The 24,809-nt window shown below is 47.3% G+C and carries 17 protein-coding genes; 15 read left to right on the plus strand and 2 right to left on the minus strand.

The window, feature by feature from the left end:
- Nucleotides 1-193: 193 nt before the first annotated feature.
- Together ACO5GU_RS02105 and ACO5GU_RS02110 are read left to right on the plus strand one after the other, a co-directional pair.
- Complete coding sequence (locus ACO5GU_RS02105) at nt 194-1,846, plus strand: hypothetical protein (RefSeq protein ID WP_484929879.1); 1,653 nt, start codon at nt 194-196, stop codon at nt 1,844-1,846.
- Nucleotides 1,847-1,923: 77 nt separating this feature from the next.
- A complete protein-coding gene (locus ACO5GU_RS02110; RefSeq protein ID WP_484866916.1) occupies nt 1,924-2,757 on the plus strand; it encodes a TrmH family RNA methyltransferase in 834 nt (277 codons plus the stop codon).
- A 134-nt stretch (nt 2,758-2,891) separates the two neighbouring features.
- Here the strand turns inward: ACO5GU_RS02110 and ftsH are convergent, their stop codons facing one another.
- Complete coding sequence (gene ftsH, locus ACO5GU_RS02115; protein WP_484929881.1) at nt 2,892-4,823, minus strand: ATP-dependent zinc metalloprotease FtsH; 1,932 nt, start codon at nt 4,821-4,823, stop codon at nt 2,892-2,894.
- Nucleotides 4,824-5,289: 466 nt separating this feature from the next.
- Here ftsH and ileS point away from each other — a divergent pair, with 466 nt between their 5' ends.
- From ileS to ACO5GU_RS02130, 3 genes are read left to right on the plus strand one after another with little or no spacing between them, the layout of a single operon-like run.
- On the plus strand, nt 5,290-8,088 hold the full coding sequence (gene ileS, locus ACO5GU_RS02120; protein WP_484929883.1) for an isoleucine--tRNA ligase: 2,799 nt from the start codon (nt 5,290-5,292) through the stop codon (nt 8,086-8,088).
- Nucleotides 8,089-8,607, plus strand: a complete 519-nt coding sequence (gene lspA / locus ACO5GU_RS02125; protein WP_484853140.1) for a signal peptidase II — start codon at nt 8,089-8,091, stop codon at nt 8,605-8,607.
- Nucleotides 8,600-9,610, plus strand: coding sequence for an RluA family pseudouridine synthase (locus tag ACO5GU_RS02130; protein ID WP_035428892.1), 1,011 nt, complete (start codon nt 8,600-8,602; stop codon nt 9,608-9,610). The genes lspA and ACO5GU_RS02130 overlap by 8 nt, the downstream gene beginning before the upstream one ends.
- Nucleotides 9,611-9,615: 5 nt before the next feature.
- Here the strand turns inward: ACO5GU_RS02130 and ACO5GU_RS02135 are convergent, their stop codons facing one another.
- The gene (locus ACO5GU_RS02135; protein ID WP_484800444.1) at nt 9,616-10,437 is read right to left on the minus strand and encodes an AraC family transcriptional regulator; all 822 of its coding nucleotides are present in this window, start codon (nt 10,435-10,437) and stop codon (nt 9,616-9,618) included.
- A gap of 96 nt (nt 10,438-10,533) precedes the next feature.
- Here ACO5GU_RS02135 and ACO5GU_RS02140 point away from each other — a divergent pair, with 96 nt between their 5' ends.
- From ACO5GU_RS02140 to truB, 10 genes are all read left to right on the plus strand, one after another.
- The gene (locus ACO5GU_RS02140; protein WP_484929885.1) at nt 10,534-12,183 is read left to right on the plus strand and encodes an ABC transporter transmembrane domain-containing protein; all 1,650 of its coding nucleotides are present in this window, start codon (nt 10,534-10,536) and stop codon (nt 12,181-12,183) included.
- Between the two features lie 116 nt (nt 12,184-12,299).
- On the plus strand, nt 12,300-13,607 hold the full coding sequence (locus ACO5GU_RS02145) for a glycosyltransferase family 2 protein (protein WP_484858664.1): 1,308 nt from the start codon (nt 12,300-12,302) through the stop codon (nt 13,605-13,607).
- Between the two features lie 75 nt (nt 13,608-13,682).
- Entirely contained in the window at nt 13,683-15,206 is a 1,524-nt protein-coding gene (locus tag ACO5GU_RS02150; RefSeq protein ID WP_484821285.1) for an IMP dehydrogenase, read from the plus strand.
- A gap of 75 nt (nt 15,207-15,281) precedes the next feature.
- The gene (leuS, locus tag ACO5GU_RS02155; protein ID WP_484929888.1) at nt 15,282-17,855 is read left to right on the plus strand and encodes a leucine--tRNA ligase; all 2,574 of its coding nucleotides are present in this window, start codon (nt 15,282-15,284) and stop codon (nt 17,853-17,855) included.
- Nucleotides 17,856-17,979: 124 nt separating this feature from the next.
- A complete protein-coding gene (locus ACO5GU_RS02160) occupies nt 17,980-18,474 on the plus strand; it encodes a ribosome maturation factor RimP (RefSeq protein ID WP_035427694.1) in 495 nt (164 codons plus the stop codon).
- Nucleotides 18,475-18,490: 16 nt separating this feature from the next.
- Nucleotides 18,491-19,732, plus strand: a complete 1,242-nt coding sequence (nusA, locus tag ACO5GU_RS02165) for a transcription termination factor NusA (RefSeq protein WP_035427693.1) — start codon at nt 18,491-18,493, stop codon at nt 19,730-19,732.
- Between the two features lie 43 nt (nt 19,733-19,775).
- Nucleotides 19,776-22,415, plus strand: a complete 2,640-nt coding sequence (infB, locus tag ACO5GU_RS02170; protein ID WP_035437138.1) for a translation initiation factor IF-2 — start codon at nt 19,776-19,778, stop codon at nt 22,413-22,415.
- Between the two features lie 11 nt (nt 22,416-22,426).
- Nucleotides 22,427-22,837 (plus strand): 30S ribosome-binding factor RbfA, encoded by a 411-nt coding sequence (gene rbfA / locus ACO5GU_RS02175; RefSeq protein WP_313993229.1) that lies wholly within the window; start codon nt 22,427-22,429, stop codon nt 22,835-22,837.
- Between the two features lie 4 nt (nt 22,838-22,841).
- Nucleotides 22,842-23,861 carry a DHH family phosphoesterase gene (locus ACO5GU_RS02180; protein WP_484915849.1) on the plus strand — a complete coding sequence of 340 codons (1,020 nt, stop codon included), beginning with the start codon at nt 22,842-22,844 and terminating at the stop codon, nt 23,859-23,861.
- Nucleotides 23,862-24,803, plus strand: a complete 942-nt coding sequence (truB, locus tag ACO5GU_RS02185; RefSeq protein ID WP_484929891.1) for a tRNA pseudouridine(55) synthase TruB — start codon at nt 23,862-23,864, stop codon at nt 24,801-24,803.
- Nucleotides 24,804-24,809 lie beyond the last annotated feature (6 nt).

A 24,809-nucleotide genomic window follows, 5' to 3' on the forward strand; every position in this document is an offset into this window, starting at 1 on the left:
AAAATCAGCGTGTTTTGACAAACAGACTTTCAGCAAATGAGTCAAAGACACATTCATTTAGTGTAGTGCATATTCACCACATATTTTATGGAACTTACGTGGAATTATTTTCTATAGGAGATGAACAAAACTGGAGTAATATATACGACATTTAGAAATAATTATTTTTCAATTGCAGGGGGAGTAATAGCGTATGTCATCAACTAGAGTCAATAGTACTACGCAAAATATTAGATGTGTTTGTACTGCTCTTGCCGTACTTCTTTTATGCATTTCAGCTTTTCCTAAAATTGCTGTAGCTACTGCTTCAACTAGCCAATCAAATTCTCATTCTACTAATCAGTTGTTACTGCATACTGATGTCAAATCGTATGAGCTTCTTCCTTCTGATTTTGCTTCGCTTGTTGGCAATGATTCAACATCGTTTGATACTCTTGAGCAAGTTAAGCCTTATGAGGCAGTTAACACTGATTCTCATCCAAACTATAGCAAGGTAAGCGATTTTGTTTATTTAGATAGAGATCAGTTTAACTTGTCGCTTTTCTCGCCAGATGATTCACTGAGCTATACAACAGATGATGCAGCTGTAGATGCATACATTCAGACTCATCCAGAGCTTGCTGGTGTGACTGATCGTAGAATTTTGCTTCCGGTGTTTGAATTTGATTCAGACAATGATATTCAGACTCACAGAGACAGAGTTAATTCTTACATTGCTAATGGTCAGCTGGCACAAGGGTCGGTTGGTCAAGATAATACCGCTGTTATTGATACCAGTTTGCCTATGGGTCAGTATAAGCTGGAAAAAACGCTTTCGTATGATCAAGAGCATGGCTTCTATTACATCTATACCATGCACGTGGGTATATCTGATATTGATCGTAATCTCACAACGTTTGTTGATAGCAACGGAAATAAGACTGAAAAGCAAGGTCTATTCCAGGCTCCAGAGGTAGTAGGTAATGACATTCTTGACCATAAAGAAGTGGATTCTTATACGATTTCTGCTGGTTATGATGGTGATGGTAATGTTGCGCGTCCAACTACGTATGTGACGCATATTACGTATTACTACACTCTCGCGCACACCGCATATGTCTCTGATACTGGAACTACCTTAAAACCTATTGACGCTGGTCTTCAGAATGCTCCTGCTACCATCTCTTCTTACAACTATGATCACACGGTTGACGCAGGTACAAGGCGAGTATTGGATATTGATGCCGTAACAGCTCGTCTTATGACTGAGATCCAATCGCAAGATATTACACAGCTTTTTCCTGTTAGTGCCGCTACGCACAATGGCGATATTGTTATCAGTAGGACTCCTGGATATGATACCTACGATGTTCAGTTGTTTGAGAATGGTCAATTTACTATCGATATGACTTATATGCCAGATGGCACACCTCGTGTCGTTGATGCCGACGGCAATGCTATTTATTTCTCTAATCACTTTAAGGATGTTGTTTATTCTTCATATCAAGATGACACCTTGCCTGTTGGTCAGTATCGAATTGAATATCTGCTTACCCCAACATCTGCAGATCCAGATAACTTTGATTCGTACCAGCATTTAAAAGTCAATCTTGTTATTGGAACAAGTGATACTTCTCAGCCAGCCATTACTGCAAATTGGACTCACGTATACGTGAAGCAGCCTGAGACTACGCCAGAAACACCTGAGACGCATACTCCTGAGGAGCCTCAGCAACCTCAGAAGAAGTCACAGCTTCCTGATACTGCAGATTATTCTCAGGTTGCGCTTCAGGGCACACTTGTCTGCTCCTCTGTCTCACTGGTTTCTCTAAGCTTCTTCCTCAAGAGAAAGCTGCTAGAGAAGTAATCTAGGAATACATGACGTTACTCTTGCCTCAAGAGTGAGAGAATACTGTCTAACAAGAGGCGAGAGGTACGTTATTTATGGCTACATATCCGGTTATTCAGTTAGATTCAGCTGACGACAGTCGTCTTGATATGTATGCTCGATTGACTGATAACCAGCTTCGTAATCGTCTTGACCCAACTCGCGGCGTCATGATTTGCGAGTCACATTTTGTGATTGAGACTGCGCTATCTGCAGGTTGTAGGCCACTCTCGTTTCTTGCAAATACTTCTCATACAGATAATATTTTGCAAATTGTCGAGAAGTTCCACCCTTTGTCAGATGACGTTCCTATTTTCATTCTTCCAGATGAGCAGCTTACACAGCTTATTGGCTACAAAATGAATAGAGGAGCGCTCTGTGCCATGAGGAGACCTCAAGGTGCATCGCTAGAAGAGATTCTAAGCACGTCAAAGCATATTGCCGTACTAGAAGATTTAGTAGACGTTAACAACGTTGGTGCTGTCTTTAGGTCAGCTGCGGCCCTCAATGTAGATGCTGTTATCTTGACTGCTAAGTGCGCCGACAACCTCTCAAGGCGTGTCCTGCGCGTTTCTATGGGAACGGTTCTTAATGTGCCTTGGACTCGTTTGGATGAAGAGATAACTTCACTGGACCTTATTGAAAAGCTTAAAGCTCATTCTTTTACTACGTGTGCACTTGCACTCACAGATTCTGCAGTACCTCTTAATAAAGAGCTGGTAAAAGGTAAAAAAGCTGCACTATTCTTTGGTAGTGAAGGCTATGGTCTTGATAAGAAAACCATTGAGGCTTGTGACATTATCACCATCATTCCCATGTCTCATCAGGTGGACTCGCTTAATGTTGCTGCGTCATCTGCCGTGGCATTTTGGGAACTTTTTGCTCGATAACTTGAGCAGGAAACCTTTACATACGGCACAAAAAACGGCCACCTACGAGAGTGAACTGCCTCCCATTTCTTGGACACGAGAAATAGGAGGCAGTTCAGAATAGGCGGCCGTTTAATTTTACTTATGAGACAAAGTTACTCTGCTGAAGAAGAGGAGCCTTCCTCATTGGTGTTCTCAACTACTGGTGCAAAGGTATTCTCACGTTTAAGGATGTTCATGAACTCCTCGCCGGTGATAGTTTCCTTCTTCTGCAGGTAGTGAGCAATCTCATGCAGCTTGAAGCGGTTCTCTTTAAGCGTCTGGAGTGCACGCTGGTGGCCCTCTTCAACAATGCGTCTAACTTCAGCATCGATCTCTTCAGCGGTTGCCTCAGAGCAGGTGAGGGAAGAGCCACCACCAAGATAACGGCTTTGCTGCTGGCTGAGGGTAACCATGCCAAGTTTGTCAGACATGCCGTACTGCGTAACCATAGCGCGGGCAATTGCTGTTGCACGCTCAATATCGTTGGAAGCGCCATTGGTCATCTCGCCAAAGATAAGTTCTTCAGCTGCGCGTCCACCACAGAGAACAGCAATCTCATCCATAGCTTGGCTCTTGCTCATCAGATAACGCTCATCATCCTCAACCTGCATGGTAAAGCCAAGAGCTCCGCCAGTACGAGGAACAATGGTGATCTTGGTAACAGGAGCATCGTTTTTCTGGATGGCACCAACAATTGCATGGCCGGTCTCGTGATAAGCCACAACGTCCTTCTCGTGCTCAGAAAGAACAGTGTTCTTCTTCTTTGCGCCGGCAATAACAACGTCAACGGACTCAGCAAGGTCTTCAGTGGTAACACGACGACGACCAAAGCGGACAGCACGAAGAGCTGCCTCGTTGATGATGTTTGCAAGGTCTGCACCGGATGCGCCTGGTGTGGACTTAGCAATAATAGAGAGGTCAACGCCTGGCTCCATCTTTACATCATTGGCGTGAATCTGAAGAACTGCCTCACGACCCTTAAGGTCTGGAAGCTCAACAGGAATACGGCGGTCAAAACGGCCAGGACGCAGAAGTGCCTTGTCCAAGGTCTCAGGGCGGTTGGTTGCTGCAAGAACAACAATGCCCTTGTGGTTATCAAAGCCGTCCATCTCAGAGAGCAGTTGGTTTAAGGTTTGCTCACGCTCATCGTTGGAGTTGAGAGAAGCATCACGGCGCTTACCAACAGCATCAATCTCGTCAATAAAGATGATGCAAGGAGCCTTTTCATTTGCTTGCTTGAAGAGGTCACGGACTTTTGCAGCACCGCGTCCAACAAACATCTCAACAAACTCAGAGCCGGCAATCTGGAAGAAAGGAACGCCTGCCTCACCAGCAACTGCCTTAGCAATGAGGGTCTTACCAGTACCTGGAGGGCCTACAAGCAGGGCACCACGAGGGCAACGAGCGCCAATCTCTTTGTACTTATCGGGAGTCTTAAGGAAGCTAACAATCTCTTGCATAGACTCTTTAGCTTCTTCTTGGCCAGCAACGTCTTTAAACGTAATGCCTGTGTCTTCTCCCTTAATTTCTTTAGCACTTGAGCGACCAAGATTGCCGCCAAGACCTCCAAAGCCGCCACCAAAGTTCATGGAAGGACCATCGTCACCCATGGCGCGTTTAAGGGATCGGTTGATAAAGTAGCCAATGCCCAAGAAGATGACAAGAGGAATTCCATACTGAATAAGGGCATAGAGCAGCATATTTGTAGAGTTGTCAGGAATAGAAGCCGAGAAATCAACTTTGTGGTCTCTAAGTGTCTGAACTAGCGTTGAATCATTAGGGAACTGCGTAGTCTCAAAGACCTTCTCGGAATCTCCAGAGCCAGTTGTGAACCTAATGTTTCTGCTGCCCGTATTAAGGTCTACCTTGGTAACTTCATTGTTGTCAATCTTGTTAAGGAACTCACTGTACGAGACAGTTTGTACCTGTTGACGCAAAAGCCCTGGTAATAATGTGTTGCTAAGCAGGAGATATACAAAGATGGCTACTGCAATATAGAGTAGCATCGACATAGATCTACGGTGCTTGTTATTGTTATCTGCCATACACGTCCCTTTACCTGTTTGGCTCAAATATGATATGAGCTCACTTAGATATCAGGTTTGTTGTACCCACTCTTCTTTTTTTATTTCTATAAAAATTTAAAATTTGGATTCCGCATAATTTGTTAAAAACGGTTTAAGCGTGTGTATTACTTAGTTCAATGAGTGCAAGACGTGGTAGTATTACTTACACAAGCTGTGATGAGGACAGTAGCTGGGTAGCGCAAATCTCAAGCGAGCGGAGTTGGTGGAAGTCCGCATTTGCGTCCGTGTGAACATCACCTCGGAGCTGCAGTTCAAACGTACAGGGTTTTGTACTAGTAGATGCTGCCGGAAATGGTCGCCGTGACAGGCCAGCCGAGTAAACGGACAAATCCGTCGCTGGGTGGTTACAACGAAGTGTATTGTGGCGCTTCGTCCCAGCTGTGAGGGACGGGCGCTTTATTTGTGCCCAGAAAGGTTGTGCTTGATGGCAAACGAGTACAAAAAGACCACCAACCTGCCAAACACAGGCTTTCCTATGCGCGCATCACTTGCGCAGAACGAGCCTCAGCGTTTGGCTGATTGGGACCAAAACAACGTCTATGAACTCCTGATGAAGAAGAATGAGGGACATGACAAGTTTGTCCTTCATGATGGACCTCCTTATGCAAACGGTCCAATTCACCTGGGTCACGCACAGAATAAGATTTCCAAGGACATCATCAACCGCTATAAGGCTATGCAGGGCTTCCAGACTCCTTATGTTCCTGGTTGGGACTGCCATGGTCAGCCAATCGAGCACAAGGTTGAGCAGATGCTTGGCACTGAGAAGTTCAATCAGTTATCTACCGAGAAGATCCGTGAGCTTTGCCGCAAGATGGCAGTTGAGCAGGTAGATACCCAGCGTCAGGGCTTTAAGCGCCTTGGTGTTTTGGGCGAGTGGGATAACCCTTATCTCACTTACGTCAACGATTACGACGCAACTGATGTTGAGATCTTCAAGGCAATCTACGACAAGGGCTCTGTGTATAGAGGTACCAAGCCTGTTCACTGGTGTACTCATGACCACACTGCTCTCTCTGAGGCTGAGATTGAGTATCACGATGTCACCTCTACTGCAATCTTTGTTCGCTTTGAGCTAACCACTGTTCCTGAGGGTCTTGAGGCTTATGCAGGTAAGACTTGGGTAGACATCTGGACTACAACTCCATGGACAATGCCTGCTGATGAGGCAGTTATTCTGCACCCTGAGGCTAACTATGTTGCTCTTGAACTTCCCGATGGACACGTAGAGATTGTTGCTGAGGCTCTTGCAGAGAAAGCTGCTGCCAAGTTTGGTTATACCGATTGGAAGCTTGCTCAGGACGCAGAAGGTAATACTTGGAAGAAGACTGGCGTTGAGCTTGCAGGCAATGAGTACAAGCAGCCAATCTTTGGCGATCTTGGTAACACCGGTAAGTTTATCTATGCAGAGTACGTCACCCTTGACGACGGTACTGGTGTTGTTCACTCTGCGCCTGGTCACGGTGTAGACGACTATAACGCTGGTGTTCGCTTTGATATTCCACAGACTATGCCTGTTGATGATGACGGTCACTTCTTCAAAGGTGACGGTCAGGGCACTGGTGGCCCCTTCTCTGGTATGGAGGTCAATGAGGCTAATCCTGTCATTGTTCAGTGGCTCAAAGACCGTGGAACGCTCATTCTTGCAGAAGAGATTACCCACAGCTATCCACACTGCTGGCGTTGTAAAGAGCCTGTTATCTTCCGTGCAACAAGCCAGTGGTTTGTCTCCATGGATAAGACTGGTCTGCGTCAGCAGGCAGCAGAGGAGCTTACAAAGGTTAAGTTCTATCCTGCAAACGCGGTAAAGCGTATTGGTTCTATGGTTGAAGGCCGTCCTGACTGGTGCATTTCCAGGCAGCGCAACTGGGGTGTTCCAATCCCTGCTTTCACTTGCGAGGATTGTGGCGAGACCGTTATCAATGACCAGACACTTGACGCTGTCATCACGCTTTTCCGAGAGAAGGGCTCTGATGCTTGGTTTACCGACGATCCTAAGACCTATTTAGGCGACGCTTGCGTCTGTCCTAAGTGTGGCGGCCACAATCTCAAGGCAAACAAGGATATTTTGGACGTTTGGTGGGATTCTGGTGTTTCTCACACTGCTGTTTGCAAACACCGTCCAAACCTTAAGTTCCCAGCTGATATGTATCTTGAGGGCTCCGACCAGCACCGTGGTTGGTTCATGAGTTCTCTCATGACTTCTGTTGGAGCCTACGGAGTTGCTCCTTACAAGTCTGTTGTCTCACAGGGCTTTACGCTTGATGGCCAGGGACGCAAGATGAGTAAGTCTCTGGGCAATGTCATTGATCCAAATGCCGTTTGTGATGAGCGTGGCGCAGACGTCCTACGCCTTTGGGTTGCTTCTGTTGACACTTCAACTGACGTTCCTTGCGATGACGCCATTCTTTCCCAGGTAGGCGATGCATACCGTAGGTTCAGAAACACCCTGCGCTTCCTTCTTGGCGAGCTTGAGGGCCAGTTTGATCCTGCTACCGATGCAGTTGCTGTAGCGGACCTTGAAGAGTACGACCGTCTTGTTCTTGCACGTATGTGCGAGGTTCATGCTGCAGTCACTGAGGCTTACGAGGGATATCGCTTCAACAATGTCTTCCGTACCCTCTACGATTACATCATTGAGCTTTCCAACGGTTATTTGAACGCAACTAAGGACCGTATGTACTGCGATGCTGCAGATTCTGCAACACGCAGAAGCGCTCAGACTGTTTGGGCAGAGATTCTCTCCATGCTTGTTCATGACCTGCAGCCAATTCTTGTTTACACCACCGACGAGGCTATGCAGTTCCTGCCAGAGTCTATGCGTGACGGTCAGAAGTACGCAGCCCTTCTCGACTGGTATAAGGCTCCTATGAGCGCTGACGAGTACACTGCCCTGCTTCCTGCATATCAGGTACTGGTTGATGCTCGCGCCGCATACACTAAGGCATACGAGACCGCTCTTGAGGCAGGTGTTGTTACCGAGAAGACCACGCAGGCTACTCGTGCAGAGGTTACCCTTACCGCTGAACAGGCTGCATCCATTTCTCACGCTGGCCTTGACTTTGCTGAGGCATTTGTCTGCTCTGAGGTTACCGTCTCCGAAGGTTCTGAGCTGAGCGTAAGCGTCTATCCTGCAAACGGCGATCGTTGCGACCGTTGCTGGAACTATCGCGAGCTTGGTGAGGATCACCTTTGCCACCGCTGCCACGACGTTGTTGCGTAAATGAACACTGACCAGCAGCAACATACAACTCACACACTAGTGACCCGCCTTGCAGTTCTCTGCGGGGCGGGCGCTGTTGCCTGTGTGCTTGACCAGGTAACCAAGCTCTGGGTACGAACCTCAATTCCAGAGGGAACCGCAGTACCTTTTATCCCAGGTGTTATGGAGTTCTTCCACGTAAGTAACACCGGCGCAGCGTTTTCTGTGGGCTCTGGAAATGCTCTCTTTTTTGTGGCTCTCACTGCCGTGGTTATCGCCGCTCTTGTGGGCTTTGTAGTTCGCGAGAAGAACCTCCCGCTGCCGCTTATTGCGCTTTTGGGAGGCGTCGCAGGTGGCGGAATTGGTAACGCTATAGACCGTGTTTTGTATGGTCAGGTTACTGATTTCTTTGCTACAACGTTTGTTAATTTTGCCGTGTTTAATGTGGCGGATATCTTTGTGACCTGTGGCATCCTTCTTGCTTTTGTGTACTGGATAATCTGGGACAAAAAGCAACAGCAGGGTAGTGGCAATGAATGAGCGTATCGTTGACATACTAGTTGGACCAGAAGGGGACGGCGTCAGATTAGATGCGTTCCTTTCTGCTCAAGATACACTTCCCTCAAGAAGTGCCTGTGCAAAGCTGGTAGAAGAGGGAAGAGTAACCATCAACGCTACGCTGGCGACCTCCAAGTCAGAAAAACTTATGTTGGGTGATAGACTCTTAGTGTCTCTTCCAGACGCACAGCCTCAAACGGGACTTTTACGTCCAAACCCAGACATTCCCCTTGATATTCGCTTTGAGGACCAGTACCTCATAGTGCTCTCCAAGCAGATCGGCCTTGTTTGCCATCCATCGCCTGGCCACGTTGATGACACCCTGGCAAATGCCCTGGTAGCCCACTGTGGCTACGAGCACCTAGGAATGCTTCAGGGAGAAGAACGTCCTGGTATTGTGCATCGTCTTGATATGGATACGTCTGGTCTTATGCTGGCAGCAAAGTCAGACGAGGCGCAAAAGGCTCTTCAAGACCTCATTAGGCTGCGCGTGCTTGACCGACGCTACATTGTGCTGGTACAAGGCTATGTTGCCCACGATTCTGGCACCATTGAAACGGGCATTGCTCGCTCAACGCGAGACCGTCTCAAAATGACCGTATCAGACGCGCCTGGCGCACGAGAGGCCATTACCACCTTTAGAACGCTTGAGCGCTTTGAAGCGGGTAGAAAAGGCGAGGGTTACTCGCTTCTTGAGTGCCATCTCTATACAGGTCGCACACACCAGATTAGAGTTCACATGCGCCACATTGGCCATCCTGTTGTCGGCGATCAGCTCTACGGTAAAAAAGATACAAGCCTTAACCTTGGCCTTAACAGGCAGTTTTTACACTCCTGGCATGTTCAGTTTGAACACCCCTTTACGGGCGAGAATATCGTGGTAGCAGACACACTACCAAAAGACCTGCAAGAAGCCCTACTTTCTCAAAGCACTATGTCTATGGGAAGGACTTCTGTAGGAGATGAGATTTGTCCACAGCTGTAATATGACTAAAAAGTTTCGCTTCTCATTTCACGTGGTGTAAGAGAAAAGTAATCTTTAAATTTCCTATAAAACTCTGTTGTTCCACCATAGCCAATCATTGAAGAAATAGTAGAGACAGGCAATTTGGTATGAATTAACAGCGTTTTTGCTCGTTCCATTCTTTGTTCTAATACAAGTTCAGAAAAAGTTTTGCCACATTTTTGTCTGAGAAGTTCAGAGAGATAAGTTGGTGTATATGAGTATTTTTCTGAAAGTTTAGCAAGTGTAATACTTTCTGAATGAGCAGTAATTTCATTAAGGATAAGAGCGACCGTCTCATTAGTGTTACCTGGAGTGAATGTATAGTGAGCATCAGGAGAAAGGCAGGTAATAAGCGTTATAAGCAAGGAAGTAACAATAGCTTCCCAATTTGGTTTTCTCTCGGAATAGGTAATGATTATTTGAGTATAAAGTGTATAGATTTGTTCAATATCAGCTGGATGAATATTTTGCGGCAGTGTATTTTTATTTGATATAAGGTTTGTAGTAAAAGTAAAGAAATCTTCTGATGAAGGCATTAGAAAGAAAAGAAAACTTCCAAAATAGTTTTTACGAGCAAGTATTGAGAGACTCACAATGTCGTCTCCATAAGGTTTTGTAGAAAATTGGCCTAAATTTGCTAAATCAAAAGCAGAAGTGAGTGTAAAAAATCCTCTGATATGAGGGTTAGCAGACTCTTCTGTTTCGTAGTGTGCACTCAAAATGACATTTGAAGCGTCACCTTGAGCAAGAGAATTCCCATTGGCAAGTATATTTTGAAGTGCTTGAGTTAGTCGCTTTTCGCTCATAATCAGCCTTTCAACGGTATTTTCCTGCGTCAAATTATAGGGTGATAACGCAATTTTATACGAGAAATTCGCTTTTAACCTTAAAGAGTCCATTAAGTGTTTATTTTACAAGTGCAGGTAATTAATGTTTTGGAGATGATGAGTATGAATAAACGTCTCTCTCACTTATTTGTTATACGAAAACATATGCTTCTATCTGCCCTTGGTTTGGCAATTGGATATATTGCTGTTGCGATGCTGGGTATTTTTACAGGCGATTTAATTGATAGTATGCTTAATGTGCAAGTTGTTGACGGTGTTTGGCAAAAGCTAGGGCTGTTGTTGCTCCTTTCGCTTGTAACGCTTTGCTTAAGCTTTTTTCTCACTGTTTGGATTCCACAAAAGCTCAATTTAGAAGCTGCGGTTGCTAGTTCTGAGGTGGCGATATCGGAATTCTTAAAGATGTCTCTTCGTGTTTTTTCAAAAAATAAAACCGGACACTATCTCAATGTAGTCACTATGGCAGCCTTTGTCTTCAGTGGTGTTCAAATTGCAGTAAGTGTTGAATTTTTAGGTGGTCTTTTAGCAGTTATTGTTTTGGCAATTGTGGCATTTACGGTAAATCTATGGATTGGTTTGCTTGTCTTGCTATATATCCCTTTTTACTTGGTGATTATTGATTATCCGAGCAAGAAAACAAATGAGATTTTGACCGAGTCAATGAAAAAACGAGAAGGTTGGCTGGATATCGGTAGGCGCATAATTGAGGAAAAGTTCTCGATTAATATGCTACGAGCAGAGAACTATTTTGAAAATGCTTATGAGGCGGCTAATGATGAGTATTTCCTCTATGTAAAAAGAAGTAGTTTTTTCAGCGCTTTATCAAAGAGCCTTCCATCAGCGCTTTCAAATTTCACGCAAGTCGTAGCCATAATTACAGGTGTTATGCTGCTTTCTATAGGTCAGATGAGTGTTGGAGAGATTTTAGCCGCCTATCTGATTTTGTCAGTATTGAGCGAACCGCTTGATACGGTTTGTTCTGTTAAAAGCTCATATCTTGCTGCAAAAGCGGATATTGATGTTTATCTTGAGCACGAGAAAGAATCCCAAGAGCCTTCAGGTTATGAGAAGCTTTGGAACCCTTCACTTAAACCAGCTGTAAAGATAGGAGAGGGGACTCTTTTAGCTACTCCAGAAGGACCAGAACTTTTCCATACACAAGCTCTCAGCATTCCACAAGGATCTCTCGTGGTGGTAAGAGGTTCCAATGGTTCAGGTAAGTCTTCTTTCGTGGATCTTTTGGCAGGCTGCTCTGATCCATCGCTATTCAGTGGTGATTTAGAGCTTTCGGATGATCTTAAAGACTGTTCTCGTTTTGCTCGTCCGGTACCTCTTGTAGAAGGAAGCCTTGCTGACAATATGTTTGGAGAAAAGATTGATCGTGCGGTTTACAACTTGCTCGATTTTTCCTCTCTTGAGACGCATGCTTTTGACGGAAAAGAGGAGTCCGTTTCTTTGGGTGAGCGACAAAAAATTGGTCTTTTGAGAGCTCTATCCAGAAAACAAGGGGCACTTGTTTTGGATGAACCTCTACAGAATTTAGATGCGCCAACAGCTCAGAGGCTTTGTAGATATCTCGCAAACCTCAAAGGTAGGCGGACTGTCGTGGTGATTATGCACTCCGATGAACTAGATCAAGAAGCAGACGTTCTTCTCGATATCCAAGATGGTGTCAATTGTATGTGTGTTGATGTGGGAGAAAAATAGATTCAAAGGCACGGGCGCTTTGACCCTTTCGTTGCGCTAAGATTGTAAGGTAATTGTTTATCGAGAGGTTTTGGCTGATAAAACATATTTGCCTTGAGTTTGGAGCGTAGGGATATATGCCATTGCAATTTAACAGACTCGGTATCACTCCAATCGTTGTTTTTAACTTTATTATCTGGCTTTTCTTTACACTCGCATATTTTTATCAGATTGTGTATATCCTTCGCGTCTTAGTTAAGGGTGAGGTAAAGCTTCCAAAGGCAAAAAAGCAGCACCGCTATGCTTTCTTTATTGCTGCCCACAATGAAGAGCCAGTTATTGGCAACCTTGTCAGGTCCATTCTTTCTCAGGATTATCCTCGAGAGCTGATGGATGTCTTTGTTGTTGCAGATGCTTGTACCGATAAAACAGCTGAAGAGGCGAGAAAAGCTGGAGCAATTACATGGGAGCGTAATGACCTTGCTCGTAAAGGTAAGAGCTGGGTTATGGATTACGGCTTTGATCGCATCCTTAATGAGTACGGCGACAAATACGAGGCATTCATTATTATGGACGCCGATAACCTGGTTTCTCCAAGCTACTTAAAAATTATGAATCAGGCTTTTGATGCAGGATATCTTGTCTGTACCAGCTACAGAAACTCAAAGAATTTTGATTCCAGCTGGGTAAGCTCTGCATACGCAACCTGGTTTATGCGCGAGGCAAAGTTCTTGAATAACGCTCGTATGATGATGGGCACTAGCTGCGCTGTTTCTGGTTCCGGCTGGATGGTTTCTTCTCGCATTATTAAAGGTATGCATGGATGGGATTTCCACACCCTCACCGAGGATATTCAATTCTCCACCTTCTGCAGCGCTCACAATATTCAAATTGGCTATGCACCTGCAGAATTCTTTGATGAGCAGCCTTTGACCTTCAAGGCATCGTGGACACAGCGTATGCGTTGGACAAAAGGCTTTTACCAGGTGTTCTTCTCGTATGGTTTTGATCTTATTAAGGGTATTTTTAAGGGTCAGTTTGCTTCATACGATATGCTCATGACTATTGCGCCAGGCATGATTTTGACACTGCTTTCAGCCTTTATTAATGGTACTTACATGCTAGTTGGCTATTTGAGCCACGGCTTCGTTGCTACTGACGCAGAGATTGCTATGAGTGTGGGATCTTTGGTCATGACGGTCTTCTCGATGTATGTGGTCTTCTTTATTCTGGCGCTTATTACCACCATCTCGGAGTACAAGCATTTCCATGTAAAGAAGAAATGGCGTATTTTTACCAATCTCTTCACGTTCCCTATTTTTATGATGACGTATATCCCTATTACCGTTGCGGCTTTGTTCAAAAAGGTTGAGTGGGTTCCTACAAAACATGACATTGCTGTTAACTTTGAGGATGTTATTGCTTCAAGTGGGAGTTCAAATTAAATAATTAACTCCACTGGTGGTACAATGCCAAAACACGTTGAGCATGACCGGTAGGTCAGGAGGGAGCCAAAAACAATGGCAAAGTTCTTCGAAGGCGAATCACACACATTTTCTGAGTACCTTTTGGTTCCTGGCTATTCATCAGCTGAGAATATCCCTGCAAATGTTTCTTTGAAGACTCCTCTTGTTAAGTTTAAACGTGGCGAGAAAAGCGCAATTGAGCTCAACATTCCTATGGTGTCTGCAGTAATGCAGTCAGTTTCTGGTCCTCGTCTGGCAATTGCCTTAGCCCAGCAGGGCGGCATTGCCTTTATTTATGGTTCTCAGTCCGCTGAGGATGAGGCTCAGATGGTTCGCGAAGTAAAGAGCTACAAGGCAGGCTTTGTTGTTTCTGACTCAACCCTTACTCCAGAGATGACCCTTGGTGACGTGCTTGATCTTAAAGAGAAGACTGGTCACTCCACCATGCCTGTCACTGATGACGGCACTTCTCGCGGTAAGCTCGTAGGTATTGTTACCTCTCGTGACTATCGTCCTTCTCGCGATGATCGCTCTAAGCTGGTTTCTGAGTTTATGACCCCAGCTGATAAGCTTATTACCGCAGCTGAGGATACCACCCTTAAAGAGGCAAATGACCTTATTTGGGACAATAAGCTCAACACCCTTCCTATTGTCGATAAGAACGGTCACCTGGTCAGCCTTGTATTCCGCAAGGATTATGATTCCCACAAGTCTGCTCCAGATGAGCTTCTTGACGACTCTAAGCGCTACATGGTTGGCGCTGGTATTAATACTCGTGACTATGAGACCCGCGTACCTCTGCTTGTTGATGCAGGCGCTGATGTTTTATGCATTGACTCTTCTGAGGGTTATTCCGAGTGGCAGAAGCGCACGCTTGAGTGGGTTCGTGCAACTTACGGTGATTCCGTCAAGATTGGCGCAGGTAACGTTGTAGATGCTGAGGGCTTCCGCTTCTTGGCAGAGGCTGGCGCTGACTTTATCAAGATTGGTATCGGCGGCGGTTCTATCTGCATCACTCGTGAGCAGAAGGGCATTGGTCGTGGTCAGGCAACCTCTGTCATTGATGTTGCTCGTGCTCGTGATGAGTACTTTGAGGAGACTGGCATCTATATTCCAATCTGCTCTGACGGTGGAATTGTCTACGACTATCACATGACTTTGGCTCTTGCTATGGGTTCTGACTTCATGATGCTTGGTCGTTACTTTGCTCGCTTTGATGAGAGTCCTTCTGACCGCGTTATTGTTAACGGCTCTTACATGAAGGAATACTGGGGCGAGGGTTCTGCGCGTGCTCGTAACTGGCAACGCTACGACCTTGGCGGCAACAAGCGCGGTCTTTCCTTTGTTGAGGGCGTTGATTCTTACGTTCCATACGCGGGTCCTTTGAAGGATGGCGTTGATGCATCGCTTTTGAAGGTCAAGTCCACCATGTGCAACTGCGGTGCTCTTGATATTCCTGAGCTTCGCGATAAGGCAAAGATTACACTTGTCTCTTCAACTTCAATTGTTGAGGGCGGCGCACACGACGTCTTGCTGAAAGATTCAAACCAGCAGGTCAGCTACAATTTCCGTTCATAACTCACAGGATGTATGGACTACGAGCGTCACCAAGTATTTTGCTTGGTGACGCATCGCTATAAGAAAGGGGAACTCGTGGAAAACGAGGAAGTACAGAACGTATCCGATACAGGTGATTTTCCTGCTTACGATGCTGAGGCTATTGAAACTAAGTGGCAGCGTGTCTGGGAAGAGCAGAACCTTTACAAGACAGAAGAAGACAGCTCAAGGCCTAAAAAATACGTTCTAGAGATGTTCCCTTATCCTTCGGGCGATCTTCACATGGGTCACGCTCGTAACTACACCATTGGCGATGCTATGGCTCGTCAGGCTCGTATGCGTGGCTTTGACGTTTTGCATCCAATGGGCTTTGACGCTTTTGGTCTTCCTGCAGAAAACGCTGCTATTAAGCACAATACTCAGCCTTCTGTGTGGACTCATAAAAATATTGACCAGGCTGTAAAGACCATGTTCCGCATGGGCTTTGCTTACGACAAAGACCGCATGTTTAACACCTGCGACCCTGAGTACTACAAATGGGGTCAGTGGATCTTCCTCAAGATGCTTGAGAAGGGCCTGGTATATCGTGCAACAAGCCCAGTTAACTGGTGTCCTAACGATAAAACTGTTCTTGCAAACGAGCAGGTAGTTAACGGTAAGTGCTGGCGCTGTGGTGCGGTTCCAGAGAAGCGTGAGCTCTCTCAGTGGTACCTGCGCATCACTGATTACGCGCAGGAGCTTCTTGATGACCTTGACCAGCTTGAGGGCTGGCCAGAGCGTGTTCGTGCTATGCAGGCTAACTGGATTGGACGCTCCGAAGGCGCAGAAATTGACTTTACCCTGGCAGATACCGATGGTGTCACACCAACCGATACTAAGATGACTGTCTTTACCACTCGTGCAGACACCATCTACGGCTGCACCTTCATGCTGCTTCCACCAGAGTCCAAGCTTGCTGCTGAGCTGGTAGAGGATTCAGAGTACAAGGCTGCCTTTGACGCCCTTCACGAGGAGGCTGTAAAGGTTTCTTCCATTGATCGCCAGGGAACAGACCGCGAGAAACACGGTGTATTCACAGGCCGTTACGCAATTAACCCAGTCACCGGTCAGACCGTACCAATTTGGGTTGCTGACTACGTCCTTCTCGACTATGGTACTGGCGCCGTTATGGGTGTTCCATCAGGCGATAAGCGCGACTTTGACTTTGCTAAGAAGTATGACCTGCCTATTGTTCCTATCATTTGCGAAGAGGGAACTGATATCTACGAGGAGCTCAAGGGAGTTTCCGAGTACAAGGTAACCTCCGTTGACTGGGACGGTCCAATGGATACCGTTGGTATTCTTGTCCAGTCCGGTCCTTTCACTGGACTTCGTGGTGGTAAGCATTCCGAGGCAGAAGAGGCTGTTGTTGCCTATCTGACTGAGCACAACGTTGGACGTAGAACTGTTCAGTTCCGCCTTCGTGACTGGCTCATCTCAAGGCAGCGTTATTGGGGCAATCCAATTCCAATGATTCACTGCGATTGCTGCGGTGACGTCCCAGTTCCTTATGATCAGCTCCCTGTTACGCTTCCAGACAATCTTGACCTGGCAGCAGGCGACACTCTTGCAGAGTGCAAGGAGTTTGTAGAGACCACCTGTCCAAAGTGCGGCAAGCCCGCCAAGCGTATCACTGATACCATGGACACTTTCACCTGCTCTAGCTGGTATTATCTGCGCTACTGCGATCCACACAACACCGAACTTCCTTTCTCTAAAGAATCAGTGGATCGCTGGATGCCGGTAGATAACTACATTGGTGGCATTGAGCACGCAATTCTGCACCTTCTGTATTCTCGTTTCTTTACTAAAGTCCTTCGTGACCTGGGCATGATTGCTATTGACGAGCCATTTAAGAACCTGATGACCCAGGGCATGGTCAAGGATGAGCACGGCGACACCATGTCAAAGTCAAAGGGTAACGTTGTGCCTCCAAGCTCTGTCATTGAGCCTTATGGTGCAGATACGATGCGTCTTGCCATTCTCTTTGTTGCTCCACCAGAGAAGGATTTTGACTGGGACGAGAAGGTCGTTGCAGGTGCAAACCGCTTTATCAAGCGTGCGTGGCGTGTGGTTTGGGAACTCTCTCGCACCGCTGATACTTCTGCCGTACTCGACCACACCACTTTGGACGCAAAGTCACTTGAGCTTAATCGCGTCCTCAACGCTATGGGAATCCGCTGCACCACTGAGTTTGACAAGGGCCAGTTCAACACTGCTATTTCTGCAGTCATGGAGCTGGTTAATGCAGCAAGCGCCTATATCAACGAGGTTCCTGCAGAGTCTAGAGATGCTGCACTTTGCTATAAGGTTGCAAATGATGTTGTTGCCATGCTGGCTCCAATTATTCCTCACTGGGCTGAGGAGCTCAGCCACGAGGCTCTGGGTAAAGACACACCTGTCTATCACCAGCCTTGGCCAGAGTTTGACCCAGAGCAGGCAAAGAGCAATACCGTTGAAATTGCTGTTCAGCTTAAGGGTAAGGTCCGCGCTCGCATTGAGGTCTCTGCCGATGCTTCTGAGGAAGAGCTCACTGCAGCCGCAACTGAGGCAATTGCTGATCAGCTTGAGGGTAAAGAGATTAGAAAAGTCATTGTTGTTAAGGGTCGACTTGTGAATATCGTTGCCTAACAGCAAAAACACTTGACGAGAAGTCCTTTATCTCGTAAGATATCTCTAAACGTAGTTGTTATTAGTTGGAAGTGGGGTTGAGTTTTGACCCCGCTTCCTTTCTGTATGTAGATGAGGAGGTCAAATGCAAAACGAAGGTGCAACACAGAAAATCTTGTCCGCACTAGAGCAGGCTGCACTCAATCACCACATTGATATTGTTGATGTTGAGATTGTTGGTTCTTCTAAGAATCCTGTGGTCAGAGTAAGAATTGACCATGATGATGAGACAGCAGAGACCATTTCTCTTGATGAAGTTGCTCAAGAAACATCATGGATCTCAGAGACCATAGATGAGCTTGATCCATTCCCAGCATCATTTACCTTGGAGGTTTCTTCTCCAGGAATGGCTCGTCCGCTTCGCCGCGCAAAAGACTTTGAGCGCTTTGCAGGAGAAGAGATTCAGCTTCAGACTACCGCCACAGAGGGACGCCGTAAATTTACCGGCAAACTCTTGGGCATTGAGGGTACAACTATCTCAATCCAGACAGAAGATGAGGTCTGTACTGTTGATTTGTCTGAGTTAAAGAAGTGCGTTATTAAACCAGTTTTTGATTTCTCGGCCTCAGCCAAGAAGTAGATAGAGAGGATTATTCATGGCATCTGAAATGATGGAAGCTTTGATGTTGCTTTGCCAGGAGAAGCACATCGATGAGTTGTATCTTCTGGATCGTTTGGAGCAGTCTCTGGCAAAAAGCTATGCTGACGTCCTCCATCTTGATTTTGGCGCCCGTGTCACCATTGATAGGGCTACTGGTCGTGTCTACGTCTATGAGCTTGTCCCTAAGGGTGAGCCAGATGAGGAGACTGGTGAGTACACTGAGTTTGACGAGGTAGACGTAACTCCTCCAGATACCAGCCGTATTGCTGCACAGCATGCTAAGGCAGAGATTAAGACCCTTGTGCGCAATGCCGCCCGTGCTCAGATTTATGATGAGTTCCGTGGCCGCATTGGTGACATCATCACTGGTACTGTTCTTCAGTCCACTCCTGATTTCACCATCATTAAGATTCGTGAGGGTGTTGAGGCAGAGCTTCCACACTTTGATCAGCGCCGTTTCCCTGATGAGCGCGATGAGCGTCCAGCAGGCGAGCGTTACCTTCACAACCAGCGCATTAAAGCAATTATCGTAGACGTTCGCGATCCTAATGCAACTCAGCCAGCAGTTCGTGGTGAGCGTCAGCGTCCACCAATTGTTGTTTCTCGTACCCATCCAGATCTTATCCGTCGTCTCTTTGAGCTTGAGGTTCCAGAGGTTTATGACGGTGTTGTAAGCATCCGCTCTATTGCTCGTGAGGCTGGCGTTCGTTCCAAGATTGCTGTTTCTTCCGTTGACGAGCGCCTTGATCCAGTTGGTGCTTGCGTTGGTCCTAAGGGCAGCCGTGTTCGCACCGTAGTTTCTGAGCTCCGTGGAGAGCGCGTTGACGTTGTGCCTTGGTTTGACGATGCCGCTCGTTGCGTTGCGTCTGCACTTTCACCTGCACGTGTTTCTCGCGTTATTGTTGATGGCGCTACGGGACACGCAACTGTTATTGTTCCTGATGATCAGCTGTCTTTGGCAATTGGTAAAGAGGGCCAGAATGCTCGCCTTGCTGCTCGCCTAACTGGTCTTCATATTGACATCAAGAACGAGTCCCTTGCTGCAAGCATTCTGAACAACCTTCCTGAGGTTGTTGAAGAGACTGTTGACGAGGAAGAGATTGCTCATCGTTGCAAGTATGTGAGCCCTAACGGAACTCCTTGCCGCAATATGGCAAGACCTGGTTCTGATTTCTGTGGCATTCATGATGACATGGAGAATGCAGAGATTTCTTCTGATCCAGACTCACTGATCTAGTCAACTACCTGTAACTATCCCGTCAACCGGAAGGTTTTCATATATGGCAAAAATGCGTGTACATGACCTTGCCAAAGAATATGGTATGCAGAGCAAGGAATTGCTCGAGCACCTTGCGGACATGAAGATTCCTGCAAAGTCTGCTTCTTCTACGCTTGAAGATGCATATATCTCTATTGTTCGTAAGAAACTCCAGCCTATTATGGAGGCTCGTGCCGCTGAAATCGCAGCTCAAAAGGCTGCTGAGGAAGAGGCTGCTGCCAAAGAGGCAAAGGCTGCTGCAGAGGCAGCAGAGGCTGAGCGACTTGCTGCAGAGGCAAGGCGTGAAGCTGAGCGTGCTGAAGAAGAGAAGAAGCGCGCAAAAGAGGAGGCTGCTCGCAAGAAAGAAGAGGAGCGCCGCCGCGCTGAGGAGGAGAAGAAGCGTCTTGAGGCCGAAGAGGCTGAGCGTAATCGCGTAAAAGACACTGCTCCTAAGGCTGCTCCTTCCTTCAATAACCTGCTTGATCAGATTGCTCAGCAGGAAGAGGTTTTGAAACAGCAGGCTGCAGAGTCCGCTGCTCAGAAGAAGGCCGAGAAGGGACCAAGAAATCACGCTCGCGCTAATGCAAGCGAGGCAAGTGGTGCTCCTTCTCGTCATAACTTCAAGAATGAGCGCGATGACGCCTCCATGTCTGACGAGCGTCCAAATGGTAAGCGCAAGAAGAATCGTCGCGGTGGAGATGACGGAGAAGACCGTTATAGCCGCATGGCGCGTGAGGCTGAGGCTTACAACAGAAGCCGCGTTTTAGATGAGGCTCGCGTTGCTATTGAAGAGGCAAGCCGTGAGTCCACTGGTCGCCGTAAAAAGCGCAAAGAGCGTCGTCAGAAGCAGGCTGCAGAGGCTGCTATGGAGCAGCGTATTGAGGAAGCACTTGCAAACGACCAGGATATTTCCCAGCTTGATACTGTAAAGGTCCCTCAGGGTTCTACTGTCTCTGAACTTGCTGAACTTCTTGGCGTTCCTGCAAATGACATCATTAAGCGCCTGTTCCTGCTTGGCAATCCTCTGACGCTCACCGAGACCATGTCTGATGAGCTTATTGAGATTGTTGCTGATGACCTTGGTCGCCAGATTAAGATCATGTCCAAGGAGGAGGAGAATTCCTTCACCTTCTACGATGATCCTAAGGATTTGAAGCCACGTCCTCCAGTAGTTACCGTCATGGGTCACGTTGACCACGGTAAGACATCACTCCTGGACGCAATCCGTCACACCGGCGTTGCAGCTGGTGAGGCTGGTGGTATTACACAGGCAATCGGTGCTTCTCAGGTCACCATTAACGGCCGTGAGATTACCTTCATTGATACCCCAGGTCACGAGACCTTTACCGCTATGCGTGCTCGTGGTGCAAAGGTTACCGATATTGTCATCTTGATTGTTGCTGCAGACGACGGCGTTATGCCTCAGACCATTGAGTCTATCAACCACGCAAAGGCTGCTGGCGTTCCAATTGTTGTTGCTGTTAACAAGATTGATAAGCCAGGTGCGGATCCTACCCGTGTTCGTCAGGAGCTCACCGAGTACGGTGTTATTCCTGAGGAGTGGGGCGGACAGAACATGTTTGTTGACATTTCCGCTAAGCAGAATTTGGGCATCGATGATCTTCTCGAGACCATTCTTTTGCAGGCAGATGTCCTTGAGCTGAAGGCCAATCCAGACACCTTTGCATCTGGTAACGTTCTTGAGGCTAAGCTTGACCGTGGTCGCGGCTCTGTTGCTACTGTTCTGGTTACACGCGGTACGCTCCACATCGGCGACGCTCTTGTTGCTGGTATGGCATTTGGACGCGTCCGTGCCATGCTTGATCCTAAGGGCAACGCAGTTACTACCGCTGGTCCTTCTGATGCAGTTGAGATTCTTGGTCTGCAAACCGTTCCTGGCGCAGGCGATGAGTTCCGCGTCTTCCAGGAGGAGCGCGATGCTCGTGAGCTTGCTGATCAGCGTGCTCTTAAGGCTCGTATTGAAGAGCAGAACCGTGTTAAGCACGTCACCCTCGAGAACCTCTTTGACACCATGGCTGACCGTGACGTCAAGGAGCTCAACCTCATCATCAAGGCTGACGTTCAGGGCTCCATCGAGGCTCTCCAGGATTCTCTGGACAAGATGGATCAGTCCGAGGTTCGTATCAGCACCATCCACTCTGCTGTTGGTGGCATTACCGAGACAGACGTTGTTCTCGCTGACGCATCCAACGCAATTATCATTGGCTTTGGCGTCCGTCCAGATGCAAAGGCTAAGCTTGCTGCAGAGCGCGTAGGTGTTGAGATTAGAACGTATAGCGTTATCTACAAGGCAATCGAAGAGATTGACGCAGCTCGTATTGGTATGCTTAAGCCAACTGAGCAGGAAGTCCAGACCGGCGTTGCTGAAGTTCGCGATACCTTCAAGGTACCTAAGGTTGGTATTGCTGCCGGCTGCATGATTTCGGAGGGCGAGATTTCTCGCGACGATAACATCCGCCTCATCCGTGACGGCTTTGTTGTCTACGATGGAAAGATTGCATCGCTCAGGCGCTTCAAAGACGACGTTAAGAGCGTTAAATCCGGCTACGAATGCGGTATTGGCCTTGAGAACTTCCAGGACATCAAGCCTGGAGACCAGCTCGAGGGCTATCGCATTGAGCAGGTGGCTCGTACCGAGTAAGAAGGGACAGCATGAAACAGAATCAGTTTTCTCGTCGTACTAATGAGATTGCTCGAGAAAAGCTCAGCTGGATCCTTTTGTTTGAAATTTCCGACCCTGATCTCCAGCTTGTGACTATCACAAGCTGCGAGGTCTCGGTTGATAAGTCCTTTATGCGCGCCTATGTAAGCTGTGAGCCTGATCGCTACGATAAGGTCCTTGCAGCTCTTAAGCGTGCTAAGGGTAGGATTCGCTCGCTTTTGGGCCACGCGCTGAACTGGCGTGTAACCCCTGAGCTTGATTTCAAAATTGATACTACTACCGATGAGGCTGAGCGTATTGCTCAAGCCCTTGAGGTTGTTCCACCAACGCTTGGTGTTGAGAAAGACGAGTTTGGATACCCTCTAGCTTCTGATGAAGAGAATTCTGACGAGGAGGCGTAAGTAAGTGACGTCACTGAATACAAAAGTCAGTCGTCCAGAGTTTGACGAGGTTATAGCTCTGATTGAGCAGGCCTCGTCAATCGTTGTTTGCGCACATACTTCTCCTGATGGAGATGCGATTGGCTCTGGATTAGCACTTTCTTCCATTATTCAGAGAAGATGGCCTAGCAAAACTGTCACCAATCTTTTGGCAGATGCTGATGGGGAAGTACCACGCATTTACAAGTTTCTTGATGGTACTGAGAGCTTTGTCCCTGCAAATAAGTACGAGGGAACTCCAGATCTTTTTATCTGCGTAGATCTTTCTACTGCAGGTCGTTTGGCTGATGCAGAAGCGCTGATGGAGCGCTCCAAGACGGTAGCAGTGCTTGACCATCACCCTTATAACAACGTGTATTGGAATGCAGGACTCGTGCGTCCTGATGCGGCGGCAACTGGCGTCATTATCACCGAGTTTGCCTGTCATTTAGGCGCAGAACTTATTCCATCTGAGGCACAATGCCTTATGTGTGCGCTGGTAACTGATACTGGTCGTTTCCAGTATCAAAACGCTGACGGCGAGGCTTTTGAGGTAGCAAGTTTGCTGGTAGAAGCAGGTGCTTCTCCATCTCAGATTGCGCTCCATGTCTACCAGAGTGATCGCTTGGCCTATCTTCATCTTGCCGCAAAGGTTATGGGTCGTATTCGCACCTTTGGTGAGGGTCGTGTTGCCTATAGCTACGTTACTACCGCAGATCTTTCTGCATCAGGTGTTCCTCTAGCAGAGATGGATGGCCTGGTAGATGTTGTGCGCTGTGTTGAGGGAACAGAGATTGCTCTCTTCCTCAAAGAGGTTGCTGGCGGAAAAGTTCGCGGCAACTTGCGTTCCAAATCTCAGCTAGATATTTCTGGCGTAGCTCGTCAAATGGGTGGCGGCGGACACACTGCAGCTGCCGGCTTTACCGCTGAAGGCACCATTGACGATGTGTTTACCCAGATAGTCCCTCTGCTCATCGATCTTCTCGCGCTTGACAAGGAGTCATAGGTGAAGCGAGGAGCTAGTGGAATTAACGCACTTATTGCTGTTGACAAACCGCTTGGGCTGACCAGCCATGACGTGGTTTCTCGCGTTCGCCGTGCATTTGGCGAGAAACGCGTGGGACACGCAGGCACTTTGGATCCTAATGCAAGTGGCGTGTTGGTAGTGGGCATTGGACTTGCTACAAAGCTGTTGGGCCTCCTGACGCTTGACCGTAAGGGATATGTAGCCGACATTTCGTTTGGGGCTCGTACCTCAACCGATGATGCAGACGGTCAGGTCGTAGCCACTGCTGCTGTCCCAGAAAATCTGTGCGATGAAGAGTTTGCTCGCGCTGCATGCGCAAGGCTGGTGGGTACGGTAGACCAGCTTCCACCTGCAGTTTCTGCAATCTCAGTTGATGGCAAGCGTGCCTATCAGCTTGTTCGTGAAGGTAAGACGCCAGAGCTTGCAGCTCGTAGAGTCTCTATTTACGACGCAACGCTTTTGGCAGTGCGCAAACCTTCTACTACGGATGAATCACTGGTATGGACGGTTGCGTTTGACGTTTCAAAAGGCACCTACATTAGAAGTATTGCTCGAGACCTTGGTCAGTCTCTTGGAACAGAGGCTCATATTAGTGGCCTGAGAAGGACCTTCTCTGGTCCAATCACGCTTGGTAGCTGCGCTTTATTAGAAGAGCTTGAACAAAGCCCAGCTCAGATGCTTGAAGCTAAACGTCTCAATCCAACTGAGGTTCTGGGATACCCTGTGCACAGGTTGACTGCAGCAGAATACAAGTGTGTTGAGGTCGGAAAACGTTTTGGTATTCCGGAAGATTTCTCTGAAATTTCCAATAACTCGCTGGTCAGCCTTGTGTGGAATGAAGCTCTTGTAGGAATTTGGTCAAGGCAGGGCTCTTGTCTTGTTTGTCAGACTAACTTTTCTCAAGGTATTTTGTGTAAGTAAGGACGC

The organism is Lancefieldella sp. (assembly GCF_057237245.1).

What these genes read in the sequence shown, in the direction of transcription:
- ACO5GU_RS02105 (WP_484929879.1), top strand. Translation starts at nt 194, where the DNA reads ATGTCATCAACTAGAGTCAATAGTACTACGCAAAATATTAGATGTGTT.
- ACO5GU_RS02110 (WP_484866916.1), top strand. Translation starts at nt 1,924, where the DNA reads ATGGCTACATATCCGGTTATTCAGTTAGATTCAGCTGACGACAGTCGT.
- ftsH (WP_484929881.1), bottom strand. Translation starts at nt 4,823, where the DNA reads ATGGCAGATAACAATAACAAGCACCGTAGATCTATGTCGATGCTACTC.
- ileS (WP_484929883.1), top strand. Translation starts at nt 5,290, where the DNA reads ATGGCAAACGAGTACAAAAAGACCACCAACCTGCCAAACACAGGCTTT.
- lspA (WP_484853140.1), top strand. Translation starts at nt 8,089, where the DNA reads ATGAACACTGACCAGCAGCAACATACAACTCACACACTAGTGACCCGC.
- ACO5GU_RS02130 (WP_035428892.1), top strand. Translation starts at nt 8,600, where the DNA reads ATGAATGAGCGTATCGTTGACATACTAGTTGGACCAGAAGGGGACGGC.
- ACO5GU_RS02135 (WP_484800444.1), bottom strand. Translation starts at nt 10,437, where the DNA reads ATGAGCGAAAAGCGACTAACTCAAGCACTTCAAAATATACTTGCCAAT.
- ACO5GU_RS02145 (WP_484858664.1), top strand. Translation starts at nt 12,300, where the DNA reads ATGCCATTGCAATTTAACAGACTCGGTATCACTCCAATCGTTGTTTTT.
- ACO5GU_RS02150 (WP_484821285.1), top strand. Translation starts at nt 13,683, where the DNA reads ATGGCAAAGTTCTTCGAAGGCGAATCACACACATTTTCTGAGTACCTT.
- ACO5GU_RS02160 (WP_035427694.1), top strand. Translation starts at nt 17,980, where the DNA reads ATGCAAAACGAAGGTGCAACACAGAAAATCTTGTCCGCACTAGAGCAG.
- nusA (WP_035427693.1), top strand. Translation starts at nt 18,491, where the DNA reads ATGGCATCTGAAATGATGGAAGCTTTGATGTTGCTTTGCCAGGAGAAG.
- infB (WP_035437138.1), top strand. Translation starts at nt 19,776, where the DNA reads ATGGCAAAAATGCGTGTACATGACCTTGCCAAAGAATATGGTATGCAG.
- rbfA (WP_313993229.1), top strand. Translation starts at nt 22,427, where the DNA reads ATGAAACAGAATCAGTTTTCTCGTCGTACTAATGAGATTGCTCGAGAA.